The 12394-nt window shown below is 46.3% G+C and carries 12 protein-coding genes; 8 read left to right on the top strand and 4 right to left on the bottom strand.

Features of this window, described 5'->3' with window-relative positions; genetic code table 11:
• The first annotated feature begins 70 nt into the window (after positions 1-70).
• Entirely contained in the window at positions 71-616 is a 546-nt protein-coding gene (locus BMW93_RS34055; protein ID WP_090387139.1) for an outer membrane beta-barrel protein, read from the top strand.
• Positions 617-643: 27 nt separating this feature from the next.
• Here BMW93_RS34055 and BMW93_RS34050 read toward each other — a convergent pair whose 3' ends face one another.
• From BMW93_RS34050 to BMW93_RS34040, 4 genes are all read right to left on the bottom strand, one after another.
• On the bottom strand, positions 644-1477 hold the full coding sequence (locus tag BMW93_RS34050; protein WP_218147768.1) for a BamA/TamA family outer membrane protein: 834 nt from the start codon (positions 1475-1477) through the stop codon (positions 644-646).
• Positions 1478-1909 (bottom strand): hypothetical protein, encoded by a 432-nt coding sequence (locus BMW93_RS35780; RefSeq protein WP_218147767.1) that lies wholly within the window; start codon positions 1907-1909, stop codon positions 1478-1480.
• 43 nt (positions 1910-1952) lie between these two features.
• Complete coding sequence (locus tag BMW93_RS34045) at positions 1953-2264, bottom strand: hypothetical protein (RefSeq protein WP_143061780.1); 312 nt, start codon at positions 2262-2264, stop codon at positions 1953-1955.
• Between the two features lie 64 nt (positions 2265-2328).
• The gene (locus BMW93_RS34040; RefSeq protein WP_090387136.1) at positions 2329-2616 is read right to left on the bottom strand and encodes a hypothetical protein; all 288 of its coding nucleotides are present in this window, start codon (positions 2614-2616) and stop codon (positions 2329-2331) included.
• Between the two features lie 791 nt (positions 2617-3407).
• Between BMW93_RS34040 and BMW93_RS34035 the strand changes: the two genes are divergently transcribed.
• From BMW93_RS34035 to BMW93_RS34005, 7 genes are all read left to right on the top strand, one after another.
• On the top strand, positions 3408-3695 hold the full coding sequence (locus BMW93_RS34035) for a hypothetical protein (protein WP_143061779.1): 288 nt from the start codon (positions 3408-3410) through the stop codon (positions 3693-3695).
• Between the two features lie 48 nt (positions 3696-3743).
• The gene (gene aqpZ, locus BMW93_RS34030; protein ID WP_090387132.1) at positions 3744-4430 is read left to right on the top strand and encodes an aquaporin Z; all 687 of its coding nucleotides are present in this window, start codon (positions 3744-3746) and stop codon (positions 4428-4430) included.
• Positions 4431-4475: 45 nt separating this feature from the next.
• On the top strand, positions 4476-5360 hold the full coding sequence (locus BMW93_RS34025; protein WP_090387131.1) for an OmpA family protein: 885 nt from the start codon (positions 4476-4478) through the stop codon (positions 5358-5360).
• Positions 5361-5383: 23 nt separating this feature from the next.
• Complete coding sequence (locus tag BMW93_RS34020) at positions 5384-5839, top strand: hypothetical protein (RefSeq protein ID WP_090387129.1); 456 nt, start codon at positions 5384-5386, stop codon at positions 5837-5839.
• Between the two features lie 62 nt (positions 5840-5901).
• Positions 5902-6393, top strand: coding sequence for a hypothetical protein (locus BMW93_RS34015; RefSeq protein WP_218147766.1), 492 nt, complete (start codon positions 5902-5904; stop codon positions 6391-6393).
• Positions 6394-6634: 241 nt separating this feature from the next.
• Positions 6635-7159 (top strand): hypothetical protein, encoded by a 525-nt coding sequence (locus BMW93_RS34010; protein WP_090387125.1) that lies wholly within the window; start codon positions 6635-6637, stop codon positions 7157-7159.
• A 562-nt stretch (positions 7160-7721) separates the two neighbouring features.
• Positions 7722-10958: an ATP-binding protein gene (locus tag BMW93_RS34005; protein WP_177194280.1), complete on the top strand. Its 3237-nt coding sequence runs from the start codon at positions 7722-7724 to the stop codon at positions 10956-10958.
• The last annotated feature ends 1436 nt before the right edge of the window (positions 10959-12394 follow it).

The following is a 12394-nucleotide window of genomic DNA, read 5'->3' as shown; positions in this document are numbered from 1 at the left end:
TGGACTACCGCTCTGCCGCATGCAGTAGTCTTGGCCGTGAATTACTTCCAACAACTAATATCTCCAAACCATGAAAGCTACCACTTTGCTTTTTTCAGCATTGCTTTTTTCAAAAGCAGCATTAGCTCAAACCGGCACGCTGCTCGTGTATGGCAACCTGGACATCGCCTCCTCGAAGGCTTCGACGGGTGTCAAGTCCAATACATTCTCGCTGAGCCCGGGAGTTGGTTATCAATTCAACGACCATTGGACGGCGGGAGCTAACCTGCAGGTGAGCAGCGCAAAGACTGGGGAATCACAAATCAAAACGTCCACATTTGGCGCAGGCCCATTTATCCGTTACGCCTATCCGCTCTCGGACATCTTTGCAGTATATGGGCAGCTTAATGCCAATTATATAACCGGTAAATACGACCGAGTAAAGAGCAATGGATTCTCGGGGCACCTCTTTCCCGCAATTGGGGTAAATTTAAAGAAAGGGTTTGCGTTGAATTTCAATTTTGGTTCCCTCGGTGTAGTTAGCAGCAAGCCCAAGTCCGGCAATACAGCGACCAGTTTTGTACTTTCTTTCGGAAGCGGGGCCGGATTCGGTATCTCCAAAAATTTCGGTTTATGATATTTTAGTCTCGGCGGGCATATGCAATCAAAAAACCTCTCCGAGCGTTAGGTTAACCCCGACATGATGAAGGCTCCGGGCATAATTTAATCCGATATTTGTCGCTGAACGCTCGTTCATTTTAATGCGGATGCCTCCGCCAACGGCCGGGTTCCAATGGATCAGCAAAATGCTGCGCGGACCACTCACCGTATTAGCATTGGCAAATAACACTAGGCCCAAAAACCCGTTGTCAGTAATATCCTTGCGGAACTCGGCCTCCGTATACAGCAGTGTGCGCCCACGATAACGGCTCTGGTCAAAACCACGACCAGACCGGTTATGCTCTTCCCAACCCAGGCTGGGAAGATCCAGATACGGAACCTGCTTATCAAGCACCGTCCAAAGATATCCCCAAACAGCAAGCATGTTTTGCCTGTGTGTCCCTCTTTCAAAGCGTATGTACTTGCGAACGTCCAGATAGACAGACTTCCACTGGTGGTTATTTCCTAAAAAAGTCGGGTTGAAACGAAATTGCAGCGCCAAATAACGACCGTCCCAGGGATTGAGGGAATTTGTTCTGGTATCAAAGAGCAGGTTCAGACTCACTCCTGAGGACACACTGCTTGGGCCGCTAGTGCCATAGCTATATTGGGCATAATCTTTCAAAAGTGGTTTATCACGACCGGTCGTAATATGCGCATGGTAATCAAGATGATAACCGATACCTGTGAACAATCCGCGGGAAATCCGTTTAAGCAGTTGCTGATGAAAACGCAGGTACGTATAGTTGATCAGCAAACCATCCTGTTGTTTATACTGGCGGCCAAGCCCCCAGGTATAGGAAGGATAAACCATCAGACGGGAGTCCCCGCTGATCACTCAGCTGTTTTCATTAAGCCATAAATACGAACGGATGGGTAGACCAAAACGCTTTTTAAAGTTCGTATAGGGAGTAAAGGATAACTTAGACATGTAGGTATCCGCCCTATTTCCCAGGTAAAAGCCAGCTGTCGCCGAAGTGATAATGGCAGTTCCCCCACCCGGCACTTGAGTCGAGAAGGGAAGCGCTGCAAAGTAAATACCGTTTTTTGAAGTGGCCCGCGGCTTGGAAGGCTTGATATGCAGCAGCCGCTTTCCAATGTCGATCAGATCGAGCTGTTTGCCTGTATCAGTGCGCGCAGAGTCCCTTTCAAGCACATTACCTGGTCTTTGCGCCAAAACAAAAGTCGCGGGCGAGAAAGCCCACACTAAAAAAGCCAACACGACCGGCAAAAGTGCACGGATCGCGCTGCGAAGTGATCTGAGAATCATGATGAGATGCTGAGCGAAGCTACTGCTCCCGAATCAAAGTGAGTCATTGCTTGTTGAAAAGCTTTTTAATGATGGGTAAAAGCCGTTTTCCAAAAACGATTGTCAAAAGGACTTTGATGGCTAGATCAACGGCGATCACACAGTTGTCGACAAGGCCAATTTCGAAGTGGTTATCGAAAATATTTGCCAACAGGATCAGCACCAATGTAATTGAAATATCTATGACAATATAGAAGGCAAGTCCGATCAGAAACTGTACTACCAGATCCCCGGTGGTCAGCCCTGCATCGAGTCGGGCCGGATAGACATAGATCCGGCAGTAGTCGATAAACTTTTTGTGCATTGCATTGGTCATCTCAATGATATTTGGGTTTTGCAATTCATATGAAACGGGCGCAGATCCCATAAGACCGGTGTGTTCAGGGATGACAAATAAAGTAAGTACCCAAAAAAACAAGCGTCAGGCAAACCATCATCAGCCAGCCTTGCAAAAGCATCAAATGCTTTTTATACCATTCAGACAGCTTCTCACTGAGAACCACATACGCGTTGAAGATAATACCGGAAAGCACCAGCGAAAGTAGCAGTTCGGTGACGCCCCCTCCGGTCACAGGATCAAACTTGACCAGCGTGAGGTTAAGTGCTAAAATCAGCGTGCATAAAGTTAAAGCCCAGGAACAGATCGGAGAAAGTCTTCCCTTTTGCATATCATTTATTCAACTCATCTGTTAAAACAAAAAATTCTCATTATCTGTCTATGCTTCTGTTTATAGGGGCTTCAAGGACACTAACACTCATTTTCCGCAGGAACCAGGCCTTGTGAGGATTCACAATATTAACATGTAATAAGTCGCTGCTTGTGGCAGCTTTAATTGAAAAACAAATTTAGTTTTTAATTAGCGACTTGCGTATTGATTCAATATTAAATATATACCTAAATAAATTCTAGCACCTACTAGAATAATTGCTATTACAAATAATATTTTCGCATCTTATCTTTGGTAAACTTAATCGAACCCATCACTCAATCGAAGTTTATTCAAAAATTCAATGACAACTATTGTCAAGAAAAAAATAAAGTTTCAAACAAATCAATTGGCAATTAGTTGTTGTAGGGCCATTAAATATATTCAATACATCAAATTTCTTTCGAATAACATTTGGACACGAATGCCGATAGTCTCCCGGTTCTACCGGGAGATATATTTTCATCTGTGCTTAAAAATCTACAAACAGCCATTAACAAATCTACATTTCTTACGCGCTGATTAAATATGTTTGTTCAATAAAATAAGAAATCTATTAGTCGCCCATTGACCAACCCACCATCGTTTGAAAACAACCTCCGTTCAACCCGATAGCGAAGATGCCTATGCAGCGACATTACAATTCTCTTACCGACAGTCCACAGAGCTTCAATCTAAGCGGACATTTTGTGATTTTTATCCTTGAGATCTTTTCATCATGGATGTATGTATCATTTTTGTACTATGAATCTATGGGCCTGGATAGGGCCTCGGCATTCTTTTTAGCAGCACTCGCCAGCGTGCTCACCAGTACGCTTTGCTACGGCAATCATTTCTTTCGCGTGGTATCGGTGATATTTTTTTCTGTTTCATGGGGATACCTCGCGCTGATACTTACAGACCTGATGCCCGGTACCTCCATTAATCGCTGGGTAGCGTTTGGGATCGTTTCTCTGCTCCTGCTGCTTGCTCACAGACCTATTCTCAGGAAAAAACTGCCCACCAGCGCGCAAACAAGATCCAGTGCCCACCTCTTTTAATTTCATTCAATAGTCTTTTAACCAATTTTAATTCTTATCCGCTTTACAATGAAAAAAAAGTATTTAGCTGAGTTCTTGGGTACATTTTGGCTAGTATTGGGCGGATGCGGAAGCGCCATGCTATCAGCGGCCTTTCCTGCGGTCGGCATCGGTCTTTTGGGCGTCTCGCTTGCATTTGGACTCACCGTTTTGAGCATGGCGTATGCGGTAGGCTCTGTATCAGGCGCACATTTGAACCCGGCTGTTTCGATAGGTCTTTGGGCCGGCGGCAGACTCGATGCTGACCAACTGCCCGGATACATCATTTCCCAGATAGCCGGCGGATTGCTGGGCGCGGCAATACTATTTGTTATCGTAACAGGTAACGGCAGCTCTATCGGCGATTTTGCCGCCAATGGTTACGGCACACATTCCCCGGGCGGATACAATATGCTTTCCGCATTTGTATCCGAGCTTACCCTGACTTTCTTTTTTCTATTGATCATTCTGGGCGCAACGCGTGTAGAGGCTCCGTCCGGATTTGCAGGAATGGCTATTGGTCTGACGCTCACGCTGATTCACCTGATCAGCATCCCGGTCACCAATACGTCTGTCAACCCTGCCCGTAGTATAAGCCAGGCCGTTTTTGTCGGCGGTTGGGCAATCCAGCAGCTTTGGCTTTTTATCGCCGCCCCTATCGCAGGCGCAATGCTGGCCGGGCTTGTCCATAAATTATTGGCCGGTCAAAACCGGTAATTACGGTCTTCATCAAAGTCAGGCATCCCAAAACTTATCTGTCTTATGTCAAAAAGTAACGTTTTCTGGTGGATTATCCTTGGTGGATGGATGGCCGCCTCCACCTGGTGGCATGTATGCAAGATCAAATTGTTATGCGATCCGGTCCTGTCGGAGCCTGTCCGATACCAGCGTCCAGACAGCCCGCTGTCTATTCAGGACGGCCACCGTTTTTCGGTGACTTCTCAGAAAAATATAAGCTTTGCTTTATCAGAAGAAATGCCCAACTGGATGCCGGTACAGCACCTGCTGGATTCGCTGGCGAGCTATCTGAGGGCTAATCCGGATCGAAAGCTGACCATCGTAGGTCATTATTTACTTTCTGAGTCCAATAAATCAGAAGCTATGAATCTGGGCCTTGCCAGAGCCGAGCAAATGAAACAACTGTATGTGCTGAAGGGCGCCCCCGAAGGTCAGATCATCACTTTGGGAGAAAGCGCGCAGTCGCTACCAACCAGCCAGGATTCTCTGTTGCAGGCCCTGAATTTTAATTTTTCAGCCATCGAAGCTGCTCCCGATCCGACGCTGGTAACATCCCGACCGCACACGGATATTTTCACACCGATAGACCTTTACTACAGCCCGGGCGGGGTACAATACATCAAAACGCCTGAAAATGAAAAGTTCATCGCCACTACGCGCCAATATCTGGCAGCTAACCCGGAAAAGAAACTACTGCTGACAGGGCATGCGGATAACACGGGTTCTGAACAGATCAATATGAAACTTTCTCAAAATCGCGCAGAACATCTCAAACGGCAGTTAACCCAGGCGGGCCTGTCGGCGCAGCAACTGCTCACAGATGCCAAAGGGCAAAACGCTCCTAAAAAGAGCAATAGCACTGCTGACGGCAGAGCAGCAAACCGCCGCGTCGCCATCGTTGTCCAGTAGAGTCACCATTAACAAGTATAAAAATGTTTCAACTCAATCCGTTAAACCTGCCTGACGCCTGGTGGCAACATACACTGATGCTACTTACCTCGGCTTTTTTAGGTTTTGTCATCGCATACCGGAAAGGGCAAGTGCGGCTTTTCAAGCTAACCCAGCATATAGAAGCCGCCCAGGTGAGCCTTGCCAGATGTCAGCATCAGGATGCAGCGAATGCAGTTCCGATCCCGGGTGATGATCTTAAAAAGATCGAAGGCATTGGATCACAGATAGAAAAGCTACTTCAACAGGCGCATATATGGACTTACCAGGAGCTTAGCCTTACCTCGGTCGAAGCTATACAACACATTCTTGACGCGGCCGGTCCGGGTTTTCAAATGCATGATCCTGCTACCTGGCCCAAACAGGCTCAGCTTGCCCACCAGGGCTTATGGGATGATCTGCTGGAATGGCAACTCAGGCTTAATGGCGGAAGAGCCTGAGGCTCTGGCTCATACGCATTCCCATATACGCACTTATCCACTCAACTAGTCCACCCTTTAAAATGAAACTTTCACTTCTACTGATAGACCCTATGAGCAGGCCTGTCGCCATTTCAGAGATTATTGTTTTACTGATACTTTGTACCCTGGTGGGATGGTTGCTAGCCAACTGGCTGACTTACCAACGGTCAAAGCGTCTGCTGGCTGACTTGCGCTCGATCCGCAAAGAGCTCGATGAATGCCAGCAAAAAAAGTGCCGAGTAAGCTTACTGAGCAGACGTGATGTGAAAGTCAAAAAAGACAATCTGAAAGTGATTGAAGGAATCGGACCCAAAATTGAGGAACTTCTCTACAGGGAAGGTATCGACACCTATGCAGATCTGGCCGGCACCGATTTAAGTAAGCTTCTCGATCTGTTAAATAAAGCCGGTGAAGGTTTTCAGATGCACGACCCGACTAGCTGGCCCCTGCAATCCAGACTTGTCCAGGATGGCAAATGGGCGCAGCTAAAAAGACTGCAAGACCAACTAATCGGAGGAAGACAAATTACATAGGTCATGTCTTTCAGCATTCATTTCCCATAACGCTTCTGTTTTAAATCGTAAACAATTTTTAGCTGTGCCGGTATGAAGGCAAAATGTTTATCAGAATGTAGCCCGCTAAGGCTGCATTTTGATAAACAACAGTTAAGCGAAACGGAGCAGCCTCTTGCTATTAGTTTGAGGCTGCCTTACTTATTATTACCCGTCACCGCAAGCGACAATCTTGACTTCAACAAACCATATTTTAGAAACAATGAAAAAATCGGTCAGCATTTTTATTTTAACGCTGCTGTGCGGAATTGCTCAAGGGCAGGAAAACAACTGGGCTGTCGGTGTGAAGCTTGGCGAACCAACAGGTCTGACCATTCGCAAATACTTTAATAATATCCAGGCCCTGGATGCGACAGTTGGTACCTATGGCGGGATTCTCTCGGGAGAACGTGCTTACAGAGGTGATAATGGAACGTATAAAAATACAGGGGTGTCGCTGCAAATCCACTATCTATGGCACACTCCGGTATTTAATTCGGAGGTCTTAGGTGTTTATTATGGAATTGGTGGGCAGATCAATAACCGCCGGTCCTATCCTAAGCGGCTCAATGGCCAGTATGAAAAAACGCTCTCGCTAGGCGGTTCTGCAATTGGGGGATTCGAATACTTTATACCCGACAACCGGATCAGCGTATTCCTGGAAGCGGGTACTTACATTGAGGTGCTCAGAAAGCCATTTTTTCTAAGCCCGAATTTATCGGCGGGCACCCGCTTTGCCCCTTTTTGATAAGCGTCGCTAACAGGCAATTAAATGGCAACGGAACCAGGTTGGGATTCGAGCGCCCGGCCATCCAGATTCGCCTGTAAATGTGGCAGTTTAGCCCTTCCCAGTTACTTGTAGCATACTTGGTATCCGGCAAGCGATTACTTACCTAAAAATCACGTTAGTGAAAGTTTACTGTAACACGCACTCATCGAGCCTGTTGTCATAACTTCGACTAACAAACGCTATGCTGATCAGATACTTTGGCGTTCTTTCCATGTAGAATTTGTTAGTATTACTTGTACCTTTGACAACTAAAATCGCGTAAGGGCCAGATCAGGGGCGTACGGATGGGCGTTAACACTTCCAACAAGATCAGTCAAGGATCAATTCAAGTCTGATATCGCATCATCACATCAACAAAGCCAGCTTAGCCTAGGAGTTTGAGCACCTAACCCGGTCAGGTGCAGATGCATAAGCTCCTTGCAAATTTTTTAATACCGCAATGTCGGTCAGGCAAGCTGTTGTGCGAGTAGCTACTAATGGCACACCCACCGCGACAGGACGTGAGTATTACCTAACTTCAATGAAAAGAACTTTACTGCTATTACAGCTATTGTGGCTGATCATCCAGGCGACAGCTTATGGGCAAACTGGTTATATCGTCAGGCAGTATACCGCAGAAAACGGTCTGCCACAAAATAGCGTCAAAAGCATCTCTTCGGATGCGGAAGGCTTTATCTGGCTTGCTACCGAAGATGGTCTGGTGCGATTTGACGGAAGGAACTTCAAGGTCTTCAACAGCACTAACCTCAATGTGATCAACAGCCGGTTGTCGGCCATAAGAGTATCGGAAAGAGCCAGCGATCCGAAAAGTTCTAAAAGCCGGCCCGAACGTGCAAAGGTATCATACGCTTCGTTTGCCAGATTTGAGACCCAGCAAGCCGCCCGAATACAGGACGGTCACGTCAAAATCGATTCGTTGTATTACCAAAACCGGGACCGCAAGATATTGTCTGCGGACTTGGGTGTGAAAACCCTGGACGATATCACGTTTGTGGTCGGCCTGCCGGATCTTGTAACTAACTCAATCTCGGGAAACGACCATCACATGATTATGGCCGGAGCAGGAGAAGGCAACTTTTTTCTGGTCAACAAGCGGCGCATCCAGTACTACGAAAACTGGAAAAGGCAGTACCAATGTGCCAGCCCCGGACCAAACCTGTGGAACTATTTCACGATTGGCAAACGGCTCTATTACAGCCAGCAGCAAGGAACATTTACCCAGACCTATGGCGGAAAAAGCTATGAATTCGCGTTGAACGACCGGGTCAAGAACGCTTTAATCCGTAGTCCCAAGCAGCAGAAGTTACTTTGGAACGGCAATTCCGAACAGGCTTTCCTGCTTGTCGACAAAGATCTGTACATTCTCGACCAACAAAAAAACGGAAGCCTTTCTGCGCGACTGCTGATCAGGGATTTTGATTTGTTTGCGCTGGGGATCGATGTGATTTACTATGATTCGGTCTCGGAAGTTGTTTTTCTGGGCAGCAATGTCAATGGTCTTTATGTGTTGAAAAAGAATCAATTCAAGGTTTTGATGACACCTGGGCAGGCCATCGATAATGTTTTCTACGCGCAGCTACCTTATTCGAAAGACAAGGTGCTGACCCCAACAGGTCAGGTAATCGGGGCCAACCCAGGCGGCGGCCCGACCATTCACGAGAAAATCCCCGTCATTGAACGCCTGAATCCCGGCGACAAAAGGGTGATGATCAAAAGCAAAGACGGCTCTATATGGCTCAAAAATTATAAGCGGTTGATTCACGTTGCTCCCGGGATAACACGAGTGAAAGTGCAATGGAGCTTCGAGCATGAGATTAAGGCATTAAGTGAAGGCCCTAACGGCGAGATTTGGGTTGGTGTCATTAATCAGGGGCTGTACAGGCTCTGGCCGGAAAGAGCCGGGACAGAGCCCGAATTTTTTCCCAATGATTCACTTAGGGAAATCACGTGTATCCAGGCGCAAAACTCGGACCAACTGCTGATCGGTACCGCTCAGGGTCTTTTTAGCTTTGCCCCGCACAACGCTGCGTCCCGGCTGATCAAAGGGACGGCAGGGCTTTACATCAAAAGTATACATCCTTTCAAACAGAGCCAGGCCTGGATTACAGCCCTCAATAAAGGACTCATGTATTGGAACGGCCACAACCAGGCCATCAGCTTTCCGCTTGACCGGACTAGTTACTTGTCCAGCCCCCATTGCGCCGTCGATGACGGCGAGGGGTATTTGTGGGTACCCACCAACCGTGGGCTTTTTCAGATAAGCAAAGATGACCTTCTGCAATACGCACAACTGAAAATGAAGGCCTCCAGAAGGAATTGGGGTGGCCAGTTAAGGCAGGAAAATCCCCCCGGGATCTATTACGGCTACTATACTATGGAACAAGGTCTGGCTACCAATGAATTCAACGGCTCATGCCAGCCTTGCGGCGTTTTACTTGATAACGGCTACATTTCCCTCCCTTCCATTAAAGGTATGGTCTGGTTTCAGCCCAGGTACGTGCAGCGTTACGCGCCCGATGGACACATCATTTTGGACAGGCTTGAAGTTAACGGCAAACAAATACCGGTCACAAATGAGTCAGTGCGCATCCCCGACAAAGCTGACGATATCGAACTCTTCTTCTCTACCGCCTATTTCGGCAACAGTGACAATCTAAAGGTTTTTTACTCAATTGTAAAAGAAGGTAGCCCCATTTTGGAATCTGATTGGGTTGCATTGCAAAACGACGACTTCAAAATCCAAATTTCAGAAAGACACTCGGGGCGGTATATGCTGACGATCCGCAAGCTGAACGGGTTTGGTCCAGACAATTACACGACCACGCGCATTCTGATGGATTTTCCTCAGAAATGGTATGAAAATCTGTGGATCATTTCAGCGGCAGCCCTGCTGACTGGGTTGACTATCGTTTACTCGACAGCTGCATTTCACAGCTATAAGCTAAGATCAATCATCGCTAAGAATGTGCAGTTGGAACAAATCGTTGCGCAGCGCACCGAAAAGCTCAACCGTACCCTACATGGACTTGAGCTATCCAAAAGAGAAAAGGACAAACAGCTGCATGTGTTATCCAGGATTGTAGCTTCGATCAGTCATGATGTACAATCTCCCCTAAAGTACATGTCTTTTGCCCTGGATAAAATCCCCAGCCTTGTTGAATTGGGCGATTCTGATCAGATCCTTCGAATTGGCTCATTGACATCGGGCATGTCGCACCGAATGGGTACGATGCTGGAACAATTGATTAATTTTTCAAAAGTGCAGGTGTATGGCAAACAACTAACACCTGAGGACATTAGGATCAGGGATCTTGTAGAGGAAAAAGTGGAACTTTTCCTTGGTACCATTCAGCGAAACGGCAGCGTATTCTTTAACGACCTGCCGGTAGAAAAGCAAGTGAAGTTGGATCATCTGCTGCTGTCGATTATCTTGCATAACCTACTGGATAATGCTGCAAAGTTCACTATAAACGGGCAAATAAGGGTGTATATGACCGACATAGATCAGAGTATTGAAGAGCTGATCATTGCCAACAGTGGAGCTAACATCCCCAATTATATCGTTGATATGGTAAATTCACCCATTAAAGAGCGCAGTCTGGAAGAACTTGTAGACAATGGCAAAGTCAAAGGGTTGGGGCTTTTAATTGTCAAGGAGGTTGCCGCACTAGCTCAAATCTCAGTCAAGGTTAGTCAAACTAACTTCACTTATTTCCGGCTTCAACTAGGCAAATCACAAACAGTTGCCGGACAATAAAGCGCCTGCGAATCGGGAACGGGCTTTTGCTTACACTTTAGAGAGGTAAAGGCCCGCTACCCGAATATTGACGGCAGGTATTAAATCGAATTATTTCTATCTGAATAGCAAATAAACGCCATTAATCACATGGCGTTGGATCGCTATTTTTGCCACATATACCCTTTTTGAATGATAAGTGTCCGGACACGTTTTTGAAACATTTTAAATCCACTCGTCTCTCAAATATGAATAAATGCTTATCCGGACTTTCAGCAATTACTAAAACGGGCAACACACAGTCACACACATCCGGCTTTATGCGATCATGGATTAGGATGGCAGGTCATGAATCAGAATTGCAAAAGCGGAGCGGAAAAATTCCAGCTCCGCTTTCAATACTACATTCTGCCCGGGTTGCAGTCACATGGAAAACAACTCTACTCCAAAATGTATAGAGCTGAATAATTACTTAACACACTATGATAAGTAGCACCATACTCAGAATCATCACGCCCCTTTCAACCAATTAAAGTCACCATGAACCACATCACCACGCTGCTTTCGAGACCTCATTTCAGGTTAACAGCCAATCTGGATTCTTTTACAAACATCACAAATATTCCGAGAGTAATTCCAGACAGATTATGGCTAAATGGCGGCTTTCCTGTCTTAACACTTACCAAAAATGGCCTCCCGACTACACACAGATGGCTACCCGTCTTCCCCTTAAATCAAATGGCAGTATAGAGCGGACATGTTCGAGAAGTCGCCATGTTTTAAAACTAACCTCGCCCCTATCGCGCTGGGGTATCTGTTTTAGAACCGCTAAGATGTCTTGCTCCAGAACCCTGACTCTTGTACTCGGTAAGGTCAAGCCTGGGCCACGCGCTTCGGGCGATGTAAGAAGTGTTATTGCCAAATGTCTCTGCTCGCATGCAGTCAGTTTATGCATGGGATAGCCGACAAACATCCAAAACGGTTAATTATGTAAACGGGAAAATCAAATCGAAAATCTTATCTGGTGCCCGGCGGCCGCCTTAACCTGCCCGGTTCGTAAAAATATTTCTACCTAACCCAGTATTGTCCACAAAGCTGACGATCATAAAAAATTGGAAAAACACAAAAACTATGTAGCACCATACTATAACGTTTAGGTATGTCGGACTCCTATGAGGACCGCTTTAACATGTCGCAAAACGCGTTAACATTGCATTATACATTCAAATTCAGTAATGGTTCGTAATATGTGAAATCAAAATCATTCGTCCTGGCCATTCAAAACAAGTGAAAGGTCCGATGAATGATATTAAAAATATACAACGACCTAATGAATTGTGAGTACTTTCCTAACGATTTGTGATTGACAAGTAACCGATGGTGCCCGTATGTTTGCATTATATCCCCTTTCCTGACCACGAATCTACCGTCTAACTACCCATGTCAAACTCCAAGCG

The organism is Dyadobacter sp. SG02, assembly GCF_900109045.1.
Classification (GTDB): domain Bacteria; phylum Bacteroidota; class Bacteroidia; order Cytophagales; family Spirosomataceae; genus Dyadobacter.
Note: the sequence above shows the minus strand (reverse complement) of the source record. Positions and strands in the feature narration are given on the sequence as shown.

Excerpts from the sequence above, each read along its gene's own strand:
- BMW93_RS34055 (WP_090387139.1), top strand. The coding sequence starts at position 71 with ATGAAAGCTACCACTTTGCTTTTTTCAGCATTGCTTTTTTCAAAAGCA.
- BMW93_RS35780 (WP_218147767.1), bottom strand. The coding sequence starts at position 1,909 with ATGATTCTCAGATCACTTCGCAGCGCGATCCGTGCACTTTTGCCGGTC.
- BMW93_RS34045 (WP_143061780.1), bottom strand. The coding sequence starts at position 2,264 with ATGACCAATGCAATGCACAAAAAGTTTATCGACTACTGCCGGATCTAT.
- BMW93_RS34040 (WP_090387136.1), bottom strand. The coding sequence starts at position 2,616 with ATGCAAAAGGGAAGACTTTCTCCGATCTGTTCCTGGGCTTTAACTTTA.
- BMW93_RS34035 (WP_143061779.1), top strand. The coding sequence starts at position 3,408 with ATGGGCCTGGATAGGGCCTCGGCATTCTTTTTAGCAGCACTCGCCAGC.
- aqpZ (WP_090387132.1), top strand. The coding sequence starts at position 3,744 with ATGAAAAAAAAGTATTTAGCTGAGTTCTTGGGTACATTTTGGCTAGTA.
- BMW93_RS34025 (WP_090387131.1), top strand. The coding sequence starts at position 4,476 with ATGTCAAAAAGTAACGTTTTCTGGTGGATTATCCTTGGTGGATGGATG.
- BMW93_RS34020 (WP_090387129.1), top strand. The coding sequence starts at position 5,384 with ATGTTTCAACTCAATCCGTTAAACCTGCCTGACGCCTGGTGGCAACAT.
- BMW93_RS34015 (WP_218147766.1), top strand. The coding sequence starts at position 5,902 with ATGAAACTTTCACTTCTACTGATAGACCCTATGAGCAGGCCTGTCGCC.
- BMW93_RS34010 (WP_090387125.1), top strand. The coding sequence starts at position 6,635 with ATGAAAAAATCGGTCAGCATTTTTATTTTAACGCTGCTGTGCGGAATT.
- BMW93_RS34005 (WP_177194280.1), top strand. The coding sequence starts at position 7,722 with ATGAAAAGAACTTTACTGCTATTACAGCTATTGTGGCTGATCATCCAG.